The 23,823-nt window shown below is 33.6% G+C and carries 17 protein-coding genes and 1 riboswitch; of the genes, 3 read left to right on the top strand and 14 right to left on the bottom strand.

The genetic code is table 11. The annotated features are described in order from the left end of the window. Positions 1-14 precede the first annotated feature (14 nt). The 7 genes from ACP7AT_RS07455 to ACP7AT_RS07425 are packed head-to-tail and all read right to left on the bottom strand — an operon-like array spanning position 15 to position 6,994. Positions 15-1,757, bottom strand: a complete 1,743-nt coding sequence (locus ACP7AT_RS07455) for an HlyD family efflux transporter periplasmic adaptor subunit (protein WP_426063712.1) — start codon at positions 1,755-1,757, stop codon at positions 15-17. A 15-nt stretch (positions 1,758-1,772) separates the two neighbouring features. Continuing rightward, on the bottom strand, positions 1,773-3,161 hold the full coding sequence (locus tag ACP7AT_RS07450) for a sensor histidine kinase (RefSeq protein ID WP_426063711.1): 1,389 nt from the start codon (positions 3,159-3,161) through the stop codon (positions 1,773-1,775). 6 nt (positions 3,162-3,167) lie between these two features. After that, the gene (locus ACP7AT_RS07445; protein WP_426063710.1) at positions 3,168-3,830 is read right to left on the bottom strand and encodes a response regulator transcription factor; all 663 of its coding nucleotides are present in this window, start codon (positions 3,828-3,830) and stop codon (positions 3,168-3,170) included. 26 nt (positions 3,831-3,856) lie between these two features. Continuing rightward, positions 3,857-5,305: a DUF3570 domain-containing protein gene (locus ACP7AT_RS07440; RefSeq protein WP_426063709.1), complete on the bottom strand. Its 1,449-nt coding sequence runs from the start codon at positions 5,303-5,305 to the stop codon at positions 3,857-3,859. Positions 5,306-5,348: 43 nt separating this feature from the next. After that, the gene (locus ACP7AT_RS07435) at positions 5,349-5,561 is read right to left on the bottom strand and encodes a DUF4266 domain-containing protein (protein ID WP_426063708.1); all 213 of its coding nucleotides are present in this window, start codon (positions 5,559-5,561) and stop codon (positions 5,349-5,351) included. Positions 5,562-5,576: 15 nt separating this feature from the next. Further along, positions 5,577-6,560: an FAD:protein FMN transferase gene (locus tag ACP7AT_RS07430; RefSeq protein WP_426063707.1), complete on the bottom strand. Its 984-nt coding sequence runs from the start codon at positions 6,558-6,560 to the stop codon at positions 5,577-5,579. Further along, the gene (locus ACP7AT_RS07425) at positions 6,557-6,994 is read right to left on the bottom strand and encodes a thioredoxin family protein (RefSeq protein WP_426063706.1); all 438 of its coding nucleotides are present in this window, start codon (positions 6,992-6,994) and stop codon (positions 6,557-6,559) included. The genes ACP7AT_RS07430 and ACP7AT_RS07425 overlap by 4 nt, the downstream gene beginning before the upstream one ends. Before the next feature lie 162 nt (positions 6,995-7,156). Here ACP7AT_RS07425 and ACP7AT_RS07420 point away from each other — a divergent pair, with 162 nt between their 5' ends. Then, positions 7,157-9,256 (top strand): LTA synthase family protein, encoded by a 2,100-nt coding sequence (locus ACP7AT_RS07420; protein WP_426063705.1) that lies wholly within the window; start codon positions 7,157-7,159, stop codon positions 9,254-9,256. Between the two features lie 56 nt (positions 9,257-9,312). Here the strand turns inward: ACP7AT_RS07420 and ACP7AT_RS07415 are convergent, their stop codons facing one another. After that, positions 9,313-10,311 (bottom strand): zinc dependent phospholipase C family protein, encoded by a 999-nt coding sequence (locus ACP7AT_RS07415; RefSeq protein WP_426063704.1) that lies wholly within the window; start codon positions 10,309-10,311, stop codon positions 9,313-9,315. Positions 10,312-10,408: 97 nt separating this feature from the next. On the opposite strand from ACP7AT_RS07415, the gene ACP7AT_RS07410 reads away from it, so the two are divergent. Beyond that, positions 10,409-11,149 (top strand): YoaK family protein, encoded by a 741-nt coding sequence (locus tag ACP7AT_RS07410; protein WP_426063703.1) that lies wholly within the window; start codon positions 10,409-10,411, stop codon positions 11,147-11,149. Here the strand turns inward: ACP7AT_RS07410 and ACP7AT_RS07405 are convergent. The 6 genes from ACP7AT_RS07405 to ACP7AT_RS07380 form a co-directional block, all read right to left on the bottom strand. Continuing rightward, positions 11,142-12,119, bottom strand: a complete 978-nt coding sequence (locus ACP7AT_RS07405; protein ID WP_426063702.1) for a YeiH family protein — start codon at positions 12,117-12,119, stop codon at positions 11,142-11,144. The genes ACP7AT_RS07410 and ACP7AT_RS07405 overlap by 8 nt on opposite strands. 75 nt (positions 12,120-12,194) lie before the next feature. Next, complete coding sequence (locus tag ACP7AT_RS07400) at positions 12,195-13,091, bottom strand: LysR substrate-binding domain-containing protein (protein ID WP_426063701.1); 897 nt, start codon at positions 13,089-13,091, stop codon at positions 12,195-12,197. 14 nt (positions 13,092-13,105) lie between these two features. Further along, positions 13,106-15,133 (bottom strand): hypothetical protein, encoded by a 2,028-nt coding sequence (locus tag ACP7AT_RS07395; RefSeq protein WP_426063700.1) that lies wholly within the window; start codon positions 15,131-15,133, stop codon positions 13,106-13,108. Between the two features lie 75 nt (positions 15,134-15,208). Further along, complete coding sequence (gene fabG, locus ACP7AT_RS07390) at positions 15,209-15,955, bottom strand: 3-oxoacyl-[acyl-carrier-protein] reductase (RefSeq protein WP_426063699.1); 747 nt, start codon at positions 15,953-15,955, stop codon at positions 15,209-15,211. Positions 15,956-16,137: 182 nt separating this feature from the next. Continuing rightward, entirely contained in the window at positions 16,138-17,460 is a 1,323-nt protein-coding gene (locus ACP7AT_RS07385) for a Na+/H+ antiporter NhaC family protein (protein WP_426063698.1), read from the bottom strand. Positions 17,461-17,514: 54 nt separating this feature from the next. Continuing rightward, positions 17,515-17,611: riboswitch (SAM-I-IV-variant riboswitch) on the bottom strand. A 180-nt stretch (positions 17,612-17,791) separates the two neighbouring features. After that, positions 17,792-20,197: a DUF7619 domain-containing protein gene (locus ACP7AT_RS07380; protein WP_426063697.1), complete on the bottom strand. Its 2,406-nt coding sequence runs from the start codon at positions 20,195-20,197 to the stop codon at positions 17,792-17,794. Positions 20,198-20,459: 262 nt separating this feature from the next. Here ACP7AT_RS07380 and ACP7AT_RS07375 point away from each other — a divergent pair, with 262 nt between their 5' ends. Then, positions 20,460-23,777, top strand: coding sequence for a choice-of-anchor L domain-containing protein (locus tag ACP7AT_RS07375; protein ID WP_426063696.1), 3,318 nt, complete (start codon positions 20,460-20,462; stop codon positions 23,775-23,777). Positions 23,778-23,823 lie beyond the last annotated feature (46 nt).

Raw genomic sequence — 23,823 nt, 5'->3', positions numbered from 1 at the left:
GTACATTAATTATTTTATCCCGCCAATGAAACCCCGATTACGGAACCTATTCCATAAGTTACAGCTGCGGCGACTAATCCAAAAGAAACTTGTCTAAATCCGGAAAATAAAACGCTTTTTCCGGTCAATAATGTTATTGCGGCGCCAATACCAAAAAGCCCAACCACACTACTTCCGACACTTAATAAAATGGCATTTTTTCCATCTAAAAACATAAATGGATACAATGGAATAATCGCTCCAATAGCAAAAAGTACGAATGAAGCTATTGCCGCTTCCCAGGCCGAACCACCTAATTCTTCTTTGTCTATTCCCAATTCCTCTGTGATAATAGCATCAATTGCCGTTTGAGGATTTTCAAAGGCTTTGTCAGCTAATTTCTGTGCTTCGACAGCATTCATTCCTTTGGCTTGATACAGCAATACCAATTCTTTTTTCTCTTCTTCGGGTGAAGCTTCTAATTCTTCGGTTTCCAACTCAATTTGGCGCTGGTTTAATTCTCTTGAACTTTGCACTGAAAGCCATTCGCCCAAAGCCATTGAAATTGCTCCTGCCAAAAGTCCTGCAATCCCCGTTAACAATATTGTATCATTAGAAACGGCTGCTCCGGCAACGCCCATTACTAAACTCAAATTCGAAACCAATCCGTCATTAGAACCTAAAACGGCAGCTCGCAACGCGTTTCCGCCCACTGATTTGTGTCTGCTTTCAAATTTTGACAAAAACCCGCCGGAAACATTCAAGGCGGCATTATTGTTTACGGCTTCAATAATATTTAGATGATTGTGCTCAAAACCTGTTGGTTTTTCCCCGCTTTTGATTTTATTCTTGATTGAATTTACCGCAAACTGCTTTTCTATACTCGCAAGGTTACTAATAATAGAAGTATAACCAAAGATTTTGCCCAACTTCAATTGAAATTTTGCTCTTGTAGAAGGCAAAGGCATTGTGTAATTTGGCTCCAGAGTCAAAACTTTATCAAACATATGTTTCGCATGTCCTTTTTCGATTTCACTCAGACTACGCAATACTCGTGTCAGCGTATCGTCGGACTGAATGGCAGCAATACTATCATACAAAAAGGCAGTATCAACCTCTGTTTGCAATTGATCTTTTAATTTATTCAGGTCCATTTTATTTACTGTTTTGTAATTAGCCAAATCGAAAACACCCTTTGTCAAAATTTTTGAAGAAGCATTAATGATTACACTCGGAAGTATTTCGACGAAATTTTCAGATTTTTCGCCTACAGTAACGCTTATTTTCTTGAATGAATATCCATTTTTTTTATTATCCAATAAAAGTACGAAATTTTTGTTATTTTCAGTTATCATTGCTTCAGAAGGAATCGCCAAACCTTTCTTGGAATTGATGATAATTTCAGCTTCAACAAACATTCCTGTTAATAACTTTTGCTGTATAGCATCGTCTAAATGTCCATGAACATTAATCGTTCTGTCATTTCCTTCAATTGATTTTCCAACCAAATGTACTTCTGCATTAAAAACATCTTTCGTTGCTTTAGGAACTTTAAAATGAATCTTCTGTCCTATTTTAACATTTAAAATATCTTTTTCAAAAACAGCTAATTCTAAATGTAAATGATCCTTATCAACAATTTCTAAAGTAACATCCGAAGGCGCCACATACATTCCCACATTGGCATTCATAATCACAATATCTATCACTATTGGAGAAAAAATAGTGATTGTTGAAGTAAGATTTCCTCTCTCCACATTTCTCGGATTAATATTCAAAAGCACTAATTTGGCTCATTTCACTTCATATAAACTTAAAATTACGGTGGTTCCGCTATGTTCCTGACTGGTAATTGCAATATCAATGTTGAGCAAGGAGCACAATCTTTTTACGATAGACAATCCTAATCCTGTTCCTTTAATTTCTGGATGATTACTGGATTTTGAACGATAAAACTGGTTGAATATTTTTTCTAAGTCCTCAGCTGGTATTCCAATTCCGGAATCAGTGATCTGACATTCAATTTTAGAACCGATAGATTTTATGGTGACAGTTAAATTTCCGTTTTGATTTGAATATTTTAACGCATTTGATATTAGATTATTGATCACTATCGAAAACAAATAATTGTCGGTTTCCAAGTAATAATCTTTAAGGAATTCAGTCAAAACAGTGATGTTTTTTGATTGTATTACCGTAGAATATCGAGCAATTGTATCTAAAAATAATGCATTCAGATATACTTTCTCCGTTTTTAAGGTTTGCTTTTGGTTTTCAAATCGAGCCAATAAAAGCAATTGATCCACTAAATGATTTAAGCGATTAACTTCTGTAACACAAAAATTAATTTTTACTTCATATTCAGCGTGGTTTCTGGGTTTACGAATCAAAACTTCCAAAGTTCCTTTGATCACCGTTAATGGCGTTCTTAATTCATGAGAAGCATCCGAAGTGAACTGCTTTTCTCGTTCAACGGCAGTTTCTATTCGGTCTAATAAATTGTTGATGGTTTGCGATAAAATAAACAATTCGTCACGGTTTTGCGGTAACGGAATTCGGGACCTCAGATTATCTTTGGTAATAATGTTAGAAGTCGTGATAATGGTACTAATTGGTTTTATGCTTCTTCCAGCGATAAATCGAGCGATAAAAAACAGCAAAATAAGAATTACGGGATAGGAAATAATCAGCACTTCAAATATATTATCAAGCACCCTCGTAGCATCTTCCAGTGACATGGCAATTATTATGTAGCCAATAATTTTTGCTTTTTTATAAATGGGAACCTGAATTTGACGAATCGCGTTGTCGACTAATTTGGTATCAAAGAGTTTATTATCAGCATTCTCTTTGTCAAAAGTTAAAGTAGATTGTTTAAGATTGGGCGATTTTTCAATCACATTGCTATTTTGATCTATAAATTGAATAAACACCGGATTTACGTCCAGCGTATTGTGCTCCCGCTCCATCCATTCCTGTTCATGAATCAAATGAAAACTGTTGCCTACAAATTCAATTTCATTGAAATGTTTTTCAGCTTCACTAGTAATGTCATTGTTGACATGGCTGTAAACACTAAATTTAACAATAGAAAAGATGATAAAAAAAACCACAAAAATCAATAAAGCTGTGGTAACAATATAATTGAAAGCAATTCTATTTTTAAAGGAAAGTTGTTGCATCTTAATCTAGTCATTAGCGATATAACCTACACCGCGAACTGTTTTTATGTAGTCTTGTTCAATTTTTAAATTTAATTTTTTACGAATTGCATTCATAAAAACATCAATTACACCAGTGTCATATTCAAAATGAATGTCCCAAACATCTTCTATAATCTGAGTCCTAGTGCAAACTTTACCTTTGTTTTTTACCAAATAAGTCAACAGTTCAAATTCACGTTGGGTCAATGCCACTTGAATTTCATTTACTAAAACACGATGTTGCGCCGTGTCAATTTTGATGGTGCCAAGAGTCAGCACTTCGTCGACATTTTGGTTTCTGAAATGAATTTTGATGCGTTCCACTAATTCATCAAAACTAAAGGGCTTCTTGATATAATCATTCGCACCTGCTTTCAAACCTTCAATTGTTTCCTGAACGGTATCTTTTGCAGTTAAAAAAATGATCGGAGTTGTAGTGTTTTTTAATCGAATGGATTTACAAAGTTCTAATCCGGTGATTTTGGGCAACATCCAATCCAATAAAATCAGATCAAAATTATGTTTTTGAGTCAACTCAAATCCTTTTAAACCATCAGAAGCACCCGTGATTGTATACCCTTCTTCTTCTAATCCTTGTTGCAGAAATTGAATAATTCCTGCTTCATCTTCTACAATTAGTATATGCATTTTTATCGTTTTTGTAAATTTAGGTTTTATTGCATTACAAATTTGAAAGCAATTGTAGCAATATTAGCATTCAGGTTATCGCTTCGTTTGTAATGATTGAATCTAAAATCAATATTTTTCAAACCAAATTTCCAAATTTTACCCGCCGTAAAAATATCGGTGTAATTTACACCAAAACCGTATTGATTCGCATCAAATGTTGCTAAATCAGCATCAGAGGTGTAAAACTTTTCTGTTGACAAATGCGTTTCATAAGGCGCAAAATATTTTGAAGCCATTTGTGTGTAATAGCGATACATAGGAAAAACAGTAAACTTATCCGAGACTTTTACAGGAAGCTCAAAACTGGCGGTATGCGATTGAATGTCCCAGTTATCAGAATAAAAACGATAATAGGTTCGTAATATAAATCGGTCACTGAAGTAATAGTTCAAACGCGCTCCCACCGGAATTTTAAAACGAGAATCGGGCAATCTTTCGATATCGTCCGCTAATTTGTAGACTCCGGCGTTGCTTGTACTTTCGTAATTGCTAATATATTCTGGCTGTCCAATGTAAAAATTGGCTTTGTCAGCAAAATAAATTCGGTGATAAGGAGACGATAATAATCCTTGCTGTTGCAGCACATCAAAGAAAACGGAAACTTGTAATTTTTTGGTTAAAACCTGAGAAAACCCTAGCGAAGCTGAGAAAGAATTTCGGTTAACCGCATTTACTGTTTGAAACGCTGAGGGCAAATAATTTGTTGTGGATACACCGTTTTGATCCAAAACCGATACCCCGCTAAAATAGCCTTGATTTAAAAAATTAGAACCATATTTTGAATATTCGTGCAATTCAGTGGGATAAATAGGTCTCCACTGGTCCAAATATGCATTTACTTTCAAGCTCAGTTCCGTGTTTTTTTCATTGAAGAGACTTGCAATTCCTCCACCAAAACCAACAGAAGTATAATCGTATTCATTCGAAAAAGAAACATCTGCATTCCATATAAAATTTCTAGAGTCGCTGCTGTGACTGTAATTAGCCGTAACAGAAACCAATTGATCACTTTTTGAAGCACCGGATGATGCTTGCCAAGGCGTTCCATAAGGTCCGGAGGCCACTGCTTTATTTCCTGTTATTTTACCATAATCACCCTTTTCTGCGCCGCCAGAAGCGCCAGTGGAATTAAATGGATTTATGTTACTGGAAGAAGCTGATGAATAGGCCGATATTCCTAAATCAATAGTCAAAACATTATCATCATTCAAAGGCATTGCCACGACAATATTAGAAGCTACATCGGTAAGTTTCTCCGAACCAATTCCACCAGAAACGGCTGATTTTGATCCGTCTTGATTGTAATAACTGGCTAAAAAGTCAACTTCCGTACTTTCTAATACCCTTTTTTTGAAAACCGGTTCTTTACTATTTTCCTGAGAAAAAGCCGTTGCCGTAATTAAGATAAAAAGAGATAAAATTTTTATTTTCATTTTTTACTGGATTGAAATTTACAATCTGGAATAATGTATTTGACTAATTGCAACCACAACCACCTCCCGATTTACCACCATTGGCTCCTGCAGCAGCTTCACGATATATTTGAAAAGACGTTTCATACCGTTCCGCCGTTCGTGCTGAAAGCTTCATGTCAGGATCATTTATTTTCTCTTTTTCATATTCTTTGACGGAACTGCACGATTGTAAAACGAGTAGTGTAAAAAAAACAAAGGCTATTTTCTGTTTCATGACTGTAGTTTTTAATTAATTATATTTTTTGATGTCAATTCCATTTGAAGAATGGATTTTGCCTTTATCATCAACAATAATGCATTCTAGGCCTTTAATTTGATTAACAAGATCCAACCCTACTTCTACTCCAAGCACAAAAATTCCCGTTGCCATAGCATCCGCGATTTCTGTCTTTTTGGCAAAAACGGAGACACTGACAATGCCACTTGCCGGGTAACCTGTTCTGGGATCAATAATGTGAGAATACCGGATCCCGTTGAAATTAACATATTTTTCATAACTCCCTGAAGTTTCCACGGAGCCATCTTCTATCGGAAAAGTGGCGAAAATTTTATTTTTATTCAAAGGGTTTACAATTCCTACAGTCCAAGGTTTTCCATCCGGTTGTTTTCCCCAAACATTAATATCGCCTGAAACATTTATAATCCCTGAAAGACACCCTTTCGAAAACAATAGATCTTTGACTTTATCAGCAATATAACCTTGTCCAATACCGCCCAAACCTAATTTCATTCCTTCTAATTTAAGAAAAACAGTTTGTTCTTTTGGGTTTAGAATTATGTTTTTGTATCCAATTTTTGCCACTGATTCCTTTACCGCTTCTTCGGTTGGCATTACTTTCATGGAACCATCAAATTTCCATATTTTGTCCATCGAAGCATACGAAATATCAAATGCGCCATTGGTTATTTGCGAGATTTTTATAGATCTTTCGACCAATTCAAAAACTTCGATATCGACTTTTACCGGTTTTATCCCCGCATTGCGGTTAATTTCTGAAATTTGTGTAGTTGGAATCCAATCGGAAATTAAATGCTCAATTCGTTTTACTTCGGCTACAGCCAAATCAATATATTCGTTGGCTTTTATAGTGTCATTTGCAACAGCAGTAACCTCAAAAGGACTTCCTAACATCATCAGCTTTCTTTTGTGCGTAATTTGAGAAGTTGCTAATACCGTTGTGAATAAAAAACCTATGAAGAGTATTTTTTTCATAATTTTTCAAAGGAATGAATAATTTGAATGTATTCTTGCGGAGTTATGTTTTTGTAACCAGTGATTCCTAATATGCTTCCCGTTTTATCCAGTAACAGCACTAGAGGAAAATTTCCGGATTTGTTGTATTGTTCTGCTAATTTTTTATTGCTCGCAGTCAATTCAGCGGATAACATATTTGCTTTTTTCTTGGGAAAATCAGCTTTATAAAGCACCCATTTCTGTTTTGATTCTTTTTTAAAATCTTCTGATTTCCAAATCGTATTTTCTAATTTAATACAAGGTGCACACCAGTCTGATCCTGAAAACACAAGTAGAATGTTTTTGTTTTCTAAAATTGACTGTGCTTTTGCCTCTTCAAAATTCGTCTCCCAATTTTGAGAGTAGCTTAATGTTCCTATGAAAAGAAACAAAATCATTATATTTTTTTTCATTGTGAAATCCTTTTAAAATGTGAAGTAAACTTATTCATTTTATTCTTAAAAAAACCTCACTAAATTTGATTTTAAGCTAATATTAATTTTGATAAAATATTAAGCAGTTCTTAAAAAATAACAATAAAAATTATGTATACTTTTGTTTTTAAATTTATCATTATGAAATTGTTGCAAAAAGCCAATCCATTTTATTATTTATTACTGTTTTACATTAGTGTAAGTTTTATTGTAAGAGTTACACTTTTCTTTCATCCCATAACACAAACATCATTTATTTGGGTAGATACGCTTTCCCTATTTGTTTTAGGATTGATTTCTGATATTTTTATTTTTATTTTAGTCAGTGGATTTTTGTGGTTGTATCTTATTTTCATATCCAATGCAAAATATTACAAACCCTACGGATATCTAATTTTTGGATTATTAATAGCCTTGATACTTTACGTTTCATTTGGAAACACGATACTCAACGAATATGGTAGTGCTTTACCAAAAATTGTAACTGTCTTTATTTCGATAAAAACAATATTGTTTGGACTGTTACTTTTCTTACCAAAATATAGAAACCAAATCAGACTTTGGTTATTTTCCTTCGTCATTTTCCTCTACGTAATTTTAATTCTGCAAAACGCAATCAGCGAGTATTTCTTTTGGAATGAATTTGGGGTGAGATATAATTTTATCGCAGTAAATTATTTGGTTTATACTAATGAAGTTATCGGAAATATCATGGAATCTTATCCTGTTATTCCGTTGTTTTCAGCGCTATTTATTATTGCAGGAATTGTAACTTATTTTATTGTAAAAAAATCAAAAAATTATATTGAAAGTATTCCTGTTTTTGTACAAAAAATCAAAATTTCCGGAATTTACCTGCTGCTTTTCGGATTATCATTATTAGCAATTCCCGCTTTATCTGTCAAAGAAAATTCTCAAAATATATTTGCCAATGAATTACAGGCCAACGGTTTGTATAAATTTTATGTAGCATTTATGAAAAGCGAATTGGATTATTTTAAATTTTATAAAACAGTTCCAAATAATCAAGCTTTTGCTCAATTACAAAAACAAATTCCTAATATTTCAGGAGAAACAACTTTAAGAGAAATAAAAAATGAAGCTGCCGAAAATCACAAAAATGTGGTTTTGATTACTATTGAAAGCTACAGCGCTGAGTTTATGAAAATGTATGGCAACGAAAAGAATATTACTCCGTTTTTAGACAGTTTAGCAACCAAAAGTTTAGTTTTCACCAACCTTTATGCCGTTGGAAACAGAACGGTTCGCGGTCTTGAAGCCGTTACTTTATGCTTTCCTCCTACAGCTGGTGAAAGTGTGGTAAAACGAGAAGACAATAAAAACAAATTTTCTACCGGAGGCATCTTTAAACAAAAAGGTTATGCTGTAAAATTCATGTACGGCGGCGATTCCTTTTTTGATAATATGGGAGATTTCTTTTCAGGAAATGGATATGAAATTGTAGATAAAAAAACATTTGAACCCAATGAAATAACTTTCGCTAATATTTGGGGTGTATGTGATGACGATATGTACAACAAAGCCATTAAGGAAATGAATAAAGAAGCAACAGCAAATAAGCCGTTCTTCAACCACATTATGACTGTGAGCAATCACAGACCATTTACGTATCCAAATGGAAAAATTGACATTCCCGGAGATGCAAAATCACGTGATGGCGGTGTAAAGTATACCGATTATGCGATGAAAAAGTTCTTTGAAATGGCCAAAAAACAGCCTTGGTTTACCAATACCGTTTTTGTAATTCTTGCTGATCATTGTGCTTCCAGTGCAGGAAAAACAGAACTTCCTGCTGATAAATATAGAATTCCGGCAATAATTTATAGTCCAGGTTTTGTTGAACCAAGAAAATACACCAATCTGATGTCGCAAATTGATGTAATGCCAACTCTATTCGGTTTGTTAAATTTTGATTATCAAAGTAAATTTTATGGACAGGATGTTCTAAAACAAGACTATAAACCACGAGCTTTGATTGCCACATACCAGGATTTAGGATTGATAAAAGACAATGTTTTGACGATTATCTCCCCAAAACAAACCGTAAAACAATTTCAATTGACTTTAAAACCCAACCAAAAAGTAGCTCCTGATTTTCAAATATTTTATGATCAAATACCGCTTAAAAAAGAAAGAGCTGATTTAGTTAACGAAACCATTTCTTACTATCAAACGGCATCGGATATATTGAAGAAAAAGAATTATCAAAAAATTAATTAGCATAAAAAAACGGGTGAAATCAATGTCTCACCCGTTTTCTAATTGGAAATATAATGTTATTCTTTTTCGTTTGTCAAACCAAAAAGGTTTCCTTTTTCAAAAGTTTTTAAATCCTTTTTTAAAGTTTTACTATTGCGCTTTGTCAGTTCAGTAGCATCAAGATTACTTAAATCCGGTTTTCCCGCATTTACCCATGCTGTGTACCAAAAACTTGCTGTGGCAGTAATGGCTTTTTTCATTTGTTGTTCGACCATTCCATTCAAATCCGTGTGTAATTTAGCAGCATATTCATCAGAATATAACGTTCCGCCGTATTTGTTTTTCACCACATTTCCAGCTGCATCCGTTACATACATTTTGTTTTCCGCAGTTGCAGTTCTTAATTTTTTATCAGTATCCAATAAAGGCTTTACTAAACTGTGGGTGTCAAAAATGATATCCCAAGTTGCTTTCTCTACATTCTCTAAATATTTTCCTTGCGGTACATTAAGCTTATAATCTTTGGCAAACAATTCAGGCAAACGACTTTCCCACAAAGAATGAATTCCTTTTTGATTGGTATTTTGTCCGTCATGATTGTCCGAAGTATGCAATGGCATGTGCGCATCAGCAATGTAATGTCCTAAATCAGCTGCGATGAATAATATTTCATTCTTTCTTTTATCCTTGAAAGCTTTAGTCAATTTGACCATCATATCCTGAATGTACCAAGGTAAAATTCCGTTTTTCGTCAAAAATTTCTCCTCATATTTCAGGTTCGCTTCTTCCATTGTTTTAGGAAAAGTTTCCACTGCACCAAAATTCTCCATATCAAAATAATGACGTGGAGGCTCCGCTTTATCATTCAAAACATTTCTTCTCAAATCCGGAACGGTAGATCCTTGTGTGATAAAATCAATGTGATTGTAAAAAAATGCTTGTAATGGTTTTGGAAGTGCCATTACTGCCGCTCTATTGATTCGTTCATGACCAATAACGCCCCATGACAAAAGAAAAATAGCAACTCCAAGAACAGATAAAGTAATAAGTGTAGGTCTAATTTTAAAATTTTTCATTAAATTTATTTTTTTGAAGTACAAATGTATTTCTTTAAATCGTTATTAAAAAAAATTGGGTTTAAGATTCTGTTAATTAAAAAAGAAAACTACATATATGTTTCGACATCAAGGAAAAAACAGAACTTTTATTCACAATCTTCGTTTAGCCACTTTATTGTCTTTTGTTGCCGGAATTGTAAATGTTACGGGTGTTTTGTCTATTCAAACTTTAACTACCAATGTTACGGGACATTTCGCCTATTTCGCAGAAGAATTCATGAAACGGGATTATACCGCCGCCATTACCTTTTTTGTATTCACTATTTTCTTTTTGTTTGGTGCTTTTATTTCTAATTTTTTAGCGGAATTAATTTCCAAAAAACACCCCAATTTATCTCACGTCATTCCTATTGCATTGGAAATGATTGTTTTGATTGGTGTTGGAATCTTTGGAACACAATCCGACTTATCCCGCATTGATGGAAAATGGATTGCTTTTTCGATGCTTTTTGCTATGGGAATACAAAACTCTTTGGTAACCAAAATCTCTCAATCAACGGTCCGAACAACACATTTAACTGGGCTTTTTACCGATTTAGGTATTGAATTATCTCAATTGTTTTTCTATAAAAAACCCGAAGAAAAGAAAAAATTAAAAACCAGTATCTATCTGAGATTATCCATTATTTTATTCTTTTTTATCGGCTGTTTTGCAGGTGGTTTTCTTTATGATTTATTGAAAATGAAAACACTTTTTGTGGCCGCCACTTTTCTATTGTTTGCCCTTTTGTATGATTATCTCCGACTGCAATTTCATGTTATAAAGCGAAAAACCTTTCATCATAAAACTATTTAAGATAAATAATTGAGATCAAAGTTGCGATTGCTATAAATGTCCACAGCAAAATTCCTTGCGAGAGCGGTTTAAATCCTACCGATTTTAGAACAGTTCTATTCAATCCCGCTCCAATTAGGAACAAAGTTACTGTCAGACCTATTTTAGCAACTGAAACCAAATGCGGTCCAAAATTACTTATTTGTGGCAAATACGTATTGGCAATCATAGCCACAATAAAAAATCCAATAAAATAAGGGATTTTTATTTTTCCCGATTTATTTTTGAAAAAAAATGCAGTAATTAATGCCACAGGAATAATCCACAAAGCACGGGCTAATTTTACTGTAGTGGCTATCTGCAATGCTTCAGGACCAAATTTACTGGCTGCTCCTACCACAGAACTGGTATCATGAATGGCAATGGCGCACCATAATCCAAACTCTTTTTGTGATAAATCCAACCAATGACCCACGGCAGGAAATAAAAAAAGTGCAACCGAATTCAGAATGAATATCACTCCTAAAGCAACTGAGGTTTGTTTTTCATTGGATTTGATAATAGGAGCAATCGCTGCAATGGCACTGCCACCGCAAATTGCAGTGCCACAAGAAATCAAATGCGTTGTTTTCTTTTCGGTTTTAAACCATTTACCAAGAAAAGTTCCTAAAATCAAAGTACTAAAAATAGAAAGTACCGTAAATAAGAAGCCTTCTTTTCCTGCAGCAACAGCACTGTGAACATTCATTCCAAATCCTAAACCAACTACTGAAAATTGCAATAAGTAATTTGTGGCTTTATGATTCAATTCTAAAAATGGATGTCCAAAAAGATTGGCGACAATTAATCCCAACACTAAAGCAATTGGCGGGGAAACAAAAATTGTGGTACAAAACAACAGCAACACAACAAAAATGAGTTGCTGCAATGTGGCATTTACTTTAAAAAAAATAAAAGATTCTTTTTGAATTACTTTTTGATGCGTTTCCAATGTAAAGTTGTTGAATTATTACATCACAAAGGTGAAAAGATAAATCTATTTATGCCAATCGTAAATTATGATCTGCTATAACTTTAAATTATAATTATTGTAAATATTCTGGATGAACAAATCCGATAGAGAATCCGTTTTTCCTTGTAACGTAATGATATAAAAGAATCGTTCTATAATTAGGTCTTTTATGTCAAGTATGGCCAATTCATTGTTTGCAAGTTCTTTTCTTACCGCATGAATGGATATAAAAGCCACACAATCAGAGTTCATCAAATAGGATTTTATGCTTTCGGTACTACCTAATTGCATTTCGATTTGTAGTTCTGATAGTTTAATTTTAAATGGTTTCAACGCATGTTCAATTACTTCAAGTGTTCCTGAACCTTGTTCCCGCATTAAAAAACGCATCCTTTTAAGATCATTTTGAGTCACTTCTTCAATACTAACTAATGGATTGGAACTCTTACAGACTAAAACCAATTCGTCTTTTAAAAACTCCGTATATTTAATGGATTTATTTTTTGATTGCCCTTCTACAATACCTATTTCAATCTCCTGTTTTAACAAAGCATTTTCTATTTGTTCCGTGTTTCCATTTAGTAAATTCACTTTTACATCTTGTAATTTTTTATGGAAACGAGCTAAAAGTGGCGGAATTATATACTGTGAAATAGTTGTACTGGCTCCTAATCGCAACAATCCTGCACGTTGATTAATCAGCGTGCTCATATCAAAATCTATTTCGCGGTAAACTTCAAAAATGTTTTTGGTGTGCTTTAATAAAACTTCACCAGCAGTAGTCAGTGTGGTTTTAGAACCATTTCTATCAAATAATTTAATTTTATATTGCTCCTCTAATTCCTGAATGTGTTTTGAAATCGCGGGTTGCGTGATAAACAATTCCGTTGCAGCTTTTGTGAAACTCAAACGATTGGCAACGGTATAAAACACTTTCAGTCTAAAATCCATAGTATTTAATTGTATTACAGTAATCCGTTGTATTTTCGAACAAACCATTCAGTTGCCAGCAAAATTAAAATTAAAACCAATAACCAAATCCAATCAATTAAAGGCGTTTTAGTAACACTATTCTTTTGTACTGCTCTATATTCGTCGTTTTCCAAAAGCATTTTAACCAATGCATCGACTTGATCGGGAAAAAATACTTTTCCTTGTGTTTGCGTCGCTAATTGTGTTAATTTTTCGACATCGGGATTGACAAATTGATTTTCAATATCAAAATCAAGAATTTCAAAACTACTGGAATAGGTCGTTTTAGAATTCAATTCTTTTACTGTAAACGCATAAGAACCGGCTTTCAATCCGTCAAGATTGACTTTAAAGGAATTATTATCTTTTAGTAAATCGTAATTTTTTGTTTGCCTGGTTTTGGTATTTGTTACCGCAATAGTCAAACGGGCTTTTTCATCAAACTCATAATTTTTATTGAAAAATTGCGCAGTTATTTCAATGGTTTCACCGGAATTATAAAAACTTTCATGCTCAACAACCAGTGATTTTTTAGAATTATTCGAAGCTAAAAATTGAATAATCTTATCGATTAAAATATCATATTTTTCAAAAGATTGATTGTTGACATGCGTTTGCAAACGCCATTTCCAACTATTTTCTCCCAAAAGATAAGCGTCTCGCCTGCCTTGATTTTCTGTAAAAGCCAATAAAGGTGAATTAGTATCTATATTTCTAATTTTGGACGAAAGCAAAACAGACACCGCTCCTTTTGTAGTTACGTTTCCAAAAGCGTTTTGCAAAGGCGGTAAATTTTCAAACCCGATATTGTCAGCTGCAAACAAATTAAACTGCGCATTAAAAACTGACAAATAATCTTCTTTTTGTCCACTCATTTTAAAGCTCAAATTATTCTGTTGCTGATTCAGAAAATTGAAATCGGTGTTGTTACCAGTAATAATAAACGTATTGATTCCCGCACCTTTATTATTCTCAAAAATGGTTTTGAATTCAGTTGTTGGCTGGTATAAAATTAAAACATTAAAATCCTGCAATGTTTTGACTTCATCTGGTTTAACGATTGTTACTTTACGCTGTACATTGGATTCAATCGCTCTTTTTAGCGCACCTAAATCAGGATGATTTATGGCTGAAATTATGACAATATTTGTTTTTTGGTCAATAACTTCAACCGCAAAATTCTTGGTGTTATTATACGTGTTTTTTTCCTTTTCTTTTGATGTGATAGTAGCTTTAAAAACCTGTAATCCTATTTTATCAGCCGGTAAAAGAACACTTACTTTTGCCGTTTTTTTGGAGGGAGAAAAGGTAATCGATTGTTTACTAAATACCGACTTGCCTTGAGATATTACAAATTCAGCAGTTATACTATTAGTTCCTGAATAGTGCAAAAAAGCTTCTACAGGAAATTTATTTTTTTGAAAAGCGTATTTATTAACGTTCAGCTGATTGATTTTAAAATCTAAAAAAGTCGTTGTATCACCTACAATCACTGGAAATACTTTATTCGCAACATCAAAACTATAGATATAATCATTCCCCGAAGTTTGATTTCCATCCGTAATTAAAACAGTTGGATAGATTGCGTTTTTATAAATACTTTTTAGATTTTTAGCTACAACATCAATATTCGTTTGGATTCCTTTAAAATCAAATATTTCTGTTGGTTCAAAATCATCTGAAAATTGATACGATTGCACGTCAAATTTCTGTTGTAAATCCGAGTTTGATTGTATTTTTTTATACAATACCAATGCTTTTTCATTGGCATTCAAAAAAGAAATAGAACTTGAATTGTCAACAACAATCGGTAAAGGTGTTTTTACAGTTTCCAATGTATTTCTGGTTATTATTGGATTGATCAACAACAATAAAATTACAAAAATGGATGAAAAACGCAAAAAAGCCAAAAACCAACCGATTTTCGATTTGTTTTTAGCTTTGTAGATGTATTGAAAAAACGACAAACTGCCAGCTAATAGTATAGAAAGAAGTAATAGTAGCAAGGTAGTTGTTGTCATATTTTAGCAATGTTCAGTGTTCAGTGTTCAGTGTTCAGTTCTCATCTTACTGATTACTGAAAACTGATAACTTTTTTAAGTAAGCATTCCTCCGCAAACATTCATAACTTGTCCAGTCACGTAAGCACTCATATCTGAGGCAAAGAAAAGACAGGCGTTGGCAACATCTTTAGTCGTTCCGCCACGTTTCAACGGAATTCCGTCTCTCCATCCTTTTACAATATCTTCGTTTAATTTAGCTGTCATTTCTGTTTCTATAAAACCTGGAGCAATTACATTGCAACGAATGTTACGTGATCCTAATTCTAGTGCTACAGATTTAGAAAAACCGATAACTCCCGCTTTAGAAGCAGCATAATTAGTCTGTCCTGCATTTCCTTTTACACCTACAACTGAACTCATATTTATTATCGAGCCAGATCGTTGTTTCAGGAAAGTACGTTGAATGGCTTTTGTCATATTAAAAACCGATTTCAAGTTGACATCAATTACTTGATCAAAATCGCTTTCAGACATACGCATCAATAGATTGTCTTTAGTAATTCCAGCATTGTTTATTAGAATATCAACCGTTCCAAATTCAGCTAAAACAGCATCAACAAAAATTTGGGCCTCATTAAAATCGGCAGCATTTGATTGATATCCTTTAGCTTTAATTCCAAGAGCGTTCAATTCGTTTTCCAATACCAAAGCCGATTCTACAGAAGAGCTGTAAGTAAAGGCAACATTTGCACCATGTTTTGCAAAAACTTCAGCAATTCCTTTCCCAATTCCGCGACTCGCACCTGTAATTATGGCAACTTTTCCTTCTAGTAATTTCATATTTAAAAATTAGTTTAAATTTTATTTGGAGCTATTCCTGCTATCCGTTTCAATCTTTTATGATCGCTCCCGCTCACATAAAAGGATTTTCACTGCTATCAGGGCTATCTAACACTCGTCAAATATATAATAATTCCCTTTTTAAAAAAAATTCAAAAGCAATAACAGTCAAAATTCAATTCTTAAATTTTAAAGAATCGTTTTGTCCATTTATCCCAAAACGAACTGTAAATAGCCACTAATGTGAAAACTAATAAAAATAAATGATACCAAGCATTACTAATTAAATCAAAGAAATCTAATTTCCCGTTAGCGTAGCTCAATATAAGCAATACTTGAGCACCATAAGGTAAAATCCCTTGAATTATACACGAAAAAATATCCAGAATTGCAGCCGTTTTTTTAGGATTTAAATTGTATTCATCATTAATTTCTTTAGCAATCGGCCCTGTAATTACAATAGAAACCGTATTATTCGCTATCGCTAAATTAGCAAAACCAACTATAGCGCCAATTCCCGCTTGAGCTGATTTTTTACTTTTAATTCTTTTTTTAATCTGAACTAATAAATACGTTATTCCGCCCGCTTTATCTACCATGGCAGCTAAACCTCCGGTAAGCATAGACAATAAGAAAATATCAGTCATACTAGTAAAGCCTTCATATATCTTTTGCGTAAACTCCATTAGCGTAAATGAACCACTAAAATATCCAATTATACCTGCTAATAAAGTACCAATAAGCAATGTTGAAAATACATTAACACCCACAACCGCTAATATGATTACTAAAATGTAAGGTACAATTGCTATCCATGAAAAATCATTTTTTGCAATGGCAACGGTCACAATATCCGACTTCAAACCAAGATAAAAGAAAACCAGAATAGTAAAAACTGCAGCTGGAAAAGCAATAAACAAGTTAATTTTGAACTTGTCTTTTAGATCACATCCTAATGACTGCGTTGCTGCGATCGTAGTATCAGAAATCATGGAAAGATTGTCACCTAACATCGAGCCGCCCAATAAAGCACCTGAAATCAAAGGTAATGAGGCACCACTTTTATCAGCTAATGCAACCGCTATAGGACCAATAGCTACAATCGCACCTACTGAAGTTCCTGTAGCAGTTGATAAAAAAGAAGCAATCAAGAAAATTCCTAAAGGAAAATAAGCTACGTCGATAGTATTTATTCCAAAATTAACTACGGCATCAACCCCGCCCATCGCTTTACTTACCACCGCGAAAGCGCCGGCCAATAAATAAATTAAACACATAGTCATGATTTTGCTTTCTCCACATCCTGCAATTAGTGTAGCAACTTTAACGTCAGTTGAAGATTTGAATAACAAAAAAGCAGCAATAATACCCACCAGAACAGCCACTGGCGATGGAAAAGCATAAAAATCTTTTAGAATAATTCCTGCTCCTAAAAAAGTAAAAATAAAAATAAATAAAGGAATTAATGCAAAGGCATTTCCTTTGTCTTTTGAAAATAAAGTCATAAAAATAATTTACAATTAAAAATTATGACGAAAAACAAAGCTAAAAATGGGAATGTAAACAACATTTTTTCCAAAGGATTTGGCTTATCGTTTTAGCACCTTGCTTGTTGTTGCAGGTTGCTATCCTATTGCAGGATTCGTGATAACGGGTGCAAAAGTAATTGATTATTTATGAAAAAATAAAAATTTTATCCAAAAAATTAGTAAATCAGTAAATGGTAATACTTAAGGAGGTCTAGCAATTGAATGTATTCTTTTGAAAATAAGCCGTTTCGCTCGTCTTCTATTGGAATACAATACGGTTAGATGCTCTTTATTATTTTGTCGCTTTTTACTTTTTAAGGAATTTTGAATTGGAGAATCCTTTATCGGTTTTGATTTTCAAAAAATAAGTACCGGTTGTCAATTTCGCAACATCAATGGTGGAACTCTTTTGAGCATCAGGCAATGCGAGTATTATTTGTCCCAAAATATCATAGATTGCTATAGATTGAACCTCAATTTCATTTTTTGCAGTAATATGTAATTCGGTATCTACTGGATTAGGGTAAATTTTAAAAAAACTAGAAAAATCAAAATCTTCTACGGCTAATGATTTGAATGTTGATGTAGCTTTATTGGTCACTATTGGAAAGTTATAATCAAAATAAATAGAAGCTTCATTTGCAAAAGAATCACCAAGCATTAATGTTGGTAACGTTTTTATTTTAAAAGCGATATATCCATCATTGTTGGCATTGTCAAAAGGAAGGTTAATTTTTTCGAAGATAAATTCAACTTTGTTACCTTCAGAAATTTTAGAACTGTAGGAGTGACTCGCTTTGATGGGAATCAGAGTTGAAATGTCAAATTTTGACAAATCAATTATATCTTTTACTACAATATTTTCGGCTGGATAGGTACCTGTGTTTTCAAAACGAATTACATAATTTACATATTCTCCTATCAAATCTGGAGTGACAATATCTCCCTCTAAACATGTTTTATCATTTGGATCAAAAGAGCCAACCACACTTTGGCGTAAAGCCGAAGAATTATCAACTATTTTCTCATCAGTAGTAACTGGATTAATTAGCGCATTAAAACTCAAACGGTCTCCAATATTTACTGCAGGCGTTTCCATGGGAGAGTTAACATTAAGCGTTATGGTAATTTCCCTGATTTCAAAGGGTTTTAAATTGCTGTAGTCCCAAGTAAGTTGATCCATAACTTGTCTATTGATAACTGGAACGGCGGAGACGTAATCCAAAACAGCATCATTAAAGTTTAAAACAACAGTGCCCGAAAGTGTTGTAGTACCCTTGTTTTTATATACAATAGTATAAGTAGCATCAAATCCTGGCCTAGCAGGTAGGAGTGGTAATAATTTTACTTCTAAGTCATTATGATTTCCATTAGGAGCAATCAAAAAATCTTGAGTAAATGGACTTGTTAATGCTGGGAAACTGATGTTGACCGTTGCGGGAGAAACTTTAAAATAGTTTATATTTTCTAATATAGGAGTAATAGTTTGCGTTCCCTCCCCCACATAAATAGCATATTCTTTAGAACTATTTGAAATTATACTTCCCTTGGTAGTTCCATCTGTGATTGAAAAATTTAAATTCGGATAATTTACATTAGAATTATCCTGACCATTGTTGTTGCTATCTAAAGTGGTTTTACCTTTAATGGTGTAAAATATACCACCAGGTGTAAAAGAGCAATAGGAGTTATAATTGACATTCTTATCTTGATATAAATCAATTGTATTTTTTATGTTTTCAAATTGACTTTCATCAGCACAAATATATTTCAAAACTGGACATCTGTAAAAATCGATACTTTCAGACATTCCATTTTTGGCAAAAATTGTAGTAAGTTTAGCATTGAAAAGACTACTTACATACTTCAATTTTATGTATTGAGAGAGGTCTAAAGTGGTTAAATTACTATAGTCTACATGTAATTGTTCAATATTACTTATCCCGTTCAATTCAATAGCGGTTAAAGATTCACCTCCAGCCTCCAAATACCTTAATTTTGGTAATCCGGAAATATTCAAACTTGTAATTTTATTATACCGGCAAATCAAACTTTCTAAATTTACGCAACCTTGCACATTTAGATTTTCAATTAAATTATTTTCAGTGTACATTTTTTTCAAATTTATACAATCTGAAATATTACTTATTGACTTCAATTGATTATATCTACAACTAATAGATTCTAAACTAATTAACCCTTTTAAATCTAAACTCGTCAACGTGCCATTATTAAATTCAATTTCTTTTAGGTTTTGAAGCCCTGATAAATCGATATTCGTTAATAATATAGATTCTGCAACCAATCTGTTTAGATTACTCAATCCTGCAATATTCAAGGATATAAATCTATTCGAAGAACATATTAAAGTTTGCAGATTAGTAAGCGGCCTAGCATCTAAATCTTCAATTACATTAGAGGAACAGTCTAAAAATTTTAAATTTGTAAAATTTTCAATTCCAGAAAGAGTAGTAATAGTTCTATAGTTAGAGACATCCAGCGAGAAAACCTTTAAAGCTTCAGATTTTTGGATTTCTCCATCATTATTTTCATCTATTTTGAAATAGTTGTTTAGCGAATTCCTGGCAATGTTGTTAGCCGAATTAGATTCCAGCAATCTTGCCTTAAAATTTGCATCAGGAAAATTAATTGTTTGAGCATTGGCAATTGCACAAATGCAAAGAGAAATAATTATAAAGTAGCTGTTTTTCATAGGAATGTATCGTGATCGTAAATATAAGAAAATTGTCATTAAAAAAAGCTAAATAAAAATGAACTGCGTTAGTATATTGGCAAGTGTAAGTGCATTTTTTTTCACAAACACTTTCCATTGCCTTTTATTTGACGGTTTTTATTATAATTTATAAAAATCAGAAAAATAGCATTATTCTGTTACCTATATTTGTCTTCGTAAAATGAGGTTTCGGGGCATTCCATTTTAGCAGTAATAATATCAATAGCCCAATATTTAAGGAATGAAAAGAATTCTTCTTTTATTTTTAGTACTTGTTAATTGTATCGTCCATGCGCAATTAGTAATCAATACTACCTCACAAACTCCACAACAATTAGTAAAGAGCGTGGTGGTAGGACAAGGAATTAATGTTTCGAATATTAAATTTAATGGTTCAATAGTGAAGGGCAATACTATTACCGATCAATTAGGCTTGTTTACTAATGGAGCTTCTACTGCGATTGGAATTGACAAAGGAATCATTTTAAGTACTGGAAATGCTGCAATTGCTGTGGGTCCAAATGATAGAAGTCTAGCGACTTTACCGACTTCAGATCCATTAGAAGGTGATACTGATTTGTACACTTTATCTAATAATCAATTGATTAAAAACGTTGCAATTCTGGAATTCGATTTCGTTCCCACCGGAAATAAATTAAGCTTTAATTTTGTCTTTGCTTCTGAGGAATATCCCGAATTTGTTAATGATTCTTATAATGATAATTTTGGTTTCTTTTTGAGTGGTCCGGGAATCACTGGAACTTTTTCTGGAGGCGCAAAAAATATAGCTTTGATACCCAGCACTACATTACCCGTGTCTATTAATAATTTGAATAATGGAAATGCAAATTTAGGTCCTTGTGAATACTGCTCGTATTATGTAAACAATGACGGAGGAACTACTATTCAATACGATGGATTTACAAAAGTTTTATCAGCAAATTCAGATTTACAATGCGGCCAAACATATCATATCAAATTAGCCATCGCTAATGTTGGAGATAATAATTACGATTCTGCCGTATTTATAAAAGGGGCAAGTTTTAGTTCATCAGGGATTAACTTAGGCCCAGACTTGAAAATATGTAGTACTTCAGACTATGAGTTAAATTCGGGATTAAGTGCTACTGAAATTCATGAATGGCGTTATAATGGGAACATAATTCTAGGACAAAACGGACCAAAAATTACGGTAAATCAATCAGGTTTATACTCTGTTCAAGCCTTTCCTTTTGGGACGACTTGTCCTGTAAATGATGAAATAAATATTCAATTCAGTACCCTTGCAGCTCCCTATCTTTATTGTGGAGCAAAAACTTCTAATTCTATCACTTTTGATTGGCTGGCTTTAGGAAAAGCGGAGTTTTCTGTCGCCTATAAAATAGGAAGCAGTACAGCTGTTGACGTTGGATTCGTTGGCAAAGTTTATTCCTATACTGTTCAAAATGTTCCTCTGGGTGAAACTGTTGTAATAACAGTAACTCCAATTGGAACACCAGCAGAATGTTTTGGCCCCACTTCAATAACCTGTGCACTTGATAGTTGCTTAGTTAGTCCAACATTAAGTCTCACTCAAGGTCCTAGTTCGCAGCAAATATGTGAGAACGAAGTTATTTCGAATGTTATTTATACAATTGGCGGTGGCGCAACTACTGTATCTATTACTTCTGGAAGTTTGCCTAATGGTGTAACGACAAGTTTAGTTGGAAATCAATTTAAAATTGAAGGTACCCCAAGCGTTTCGGGAACCTATAATTATACGATAACTACATCAGGAGGATGTTCTCCAAATGCAACTTTAAATGGATCCATTACTGTAAATCCAGGAACGATTCCAACATTTACCGCTGTTGCTCCTGTTTGTGAAGGAGAAACTCTCGCATCTTTGCCAATACAGTCCAATAACAGCATCAATGGAACTTGGTCGCCTCCGTTAAACAATACTGCCACAACTGAATACACCTTTACACCAAATGCGAGACAATGTGCTAACTCAGCCAAATTAACCATAATTGTAAATCAAAAAACAACGCCAACATTTACTGCTGTTGCTCCTATCTGTTCTGGCGAAGCACTTGCTGCACTTCCATCACAATCAATTAACAACATCAATGGAACTTGGTTGCCTGCTTTAAACAATACTGCAACTACTGAATACACCTTTACACCAAATGTGGGACAATGTGCTAACTCAGCCAAATTAACCATAATTGTAAATCAAAAAACAACGCCAACATTTACTGCTGTTACTCCTATCTGTTCTGGCGAAGCACTTGCTGCACTTCCATCACAATCAATTAGCAACATCAATGGAACTTGGTCGCCTGCTTTAAACAATACTGCAACTACTGAATATACATTTACTCCAAATTCGGGACAATGTGCTAATACGGCAAAATTAACGATTGTTGTAAACCAAAAAACAACGCCAACATTTACTGCTGTTGCTCCTATCTGTTCTGGCGAAGCACTTGCTGCACTTCCATCACAATCAATTAGCAACATCAGTGGAACTTGGTCGCCTGCTTTAAACAATACTGCAACTACCGAATATACATTTACTCCAAATGCAGGACAATGTGCTAATACGGCCAAACTAACGATTGTTGTAAATCAAAAAACAACTCCTACATTTACAGCCATCGCTCCTATCTGTTCTGGCGAAGCACTTGTCGCACTTCCATCACAATCAATTAACAACATCAATGGGACTTGGTCGCCTGCTCCAAACAATACTACAACTACTGAATACACATTTACCCCAAACTCAGGAAAATGTGCGAATCAAACAAAACTGACGATTTCAGTAAAATCAAAACCAATTCCGCTTTTGACAGATGGTAAAATATGTGTCGATAAAAACTCAAATCGCGTAATCCAGTCTTACCCTCTAGACAGCAAACTAAATAATGCAACTCATAATTTTGAATGGTTTTTAGATGGGATTATAATATTAAATGCTACACAAAGCACTTTTGAAGCTACCCAAAAAGGAACCTATTCTGTTTTGGCTACAAATAAATCTACTAATTGCAGTTCAACACTCGTTGAAGCAATAGTTACTGAAACCTTGTCTAACACAACAACATTTAAAATAACACAAACGAATGCCTTTACTGATTATGCAAACCTGACTATTTCAGTTGTTGAAGGAACTGCAAACTATGAGTATCAGCTGGACCAAAGTCCTTTTCAAGAATCAAACGTTTTCTCTGAAGTTACTCCAGGGACACATACTATACGAATTGTAGATACTGAAGGCTGTACTGATTTAAGTTACCAAGTCATCGTAATAGGCTATCCAAAATTCTTTACACCAAACGGAGATGGCCATAACGACACTTGGAAAATCACTGGTTTCAACAGTAAATACAATCCTTCGATTACCATTTTTGACCGTTATGGGAAATTTTTAAAACAAATAAACTCCATTGATTTCGGTTGGGACGGAACCTACAATAGTCAAGCCATGCCTGCCACTGATTATTGGTTTAGGGTAATCTATCTTGAGGACGGAATCAATAAAGAATTCAAATCTCATTTCTCGTTAAAGAGATAGCAACTGATTTTTTAGGAGCACAACATTTTACTTTAAATCCACTTCC

Source organism: Flavobacterium sp. DSP2-3-1, assembly GCF_049896865.1.
GTDB lineage: Bacteria > Bacteroidota > Bacteroidia > Flavobacteriales > Flavobacteriaceae > Flavobacterium.
Note: the sequence above shows the minus strand (reverse complement) of the source record. Positions and strands in the feature narration are given on the sequence as shown.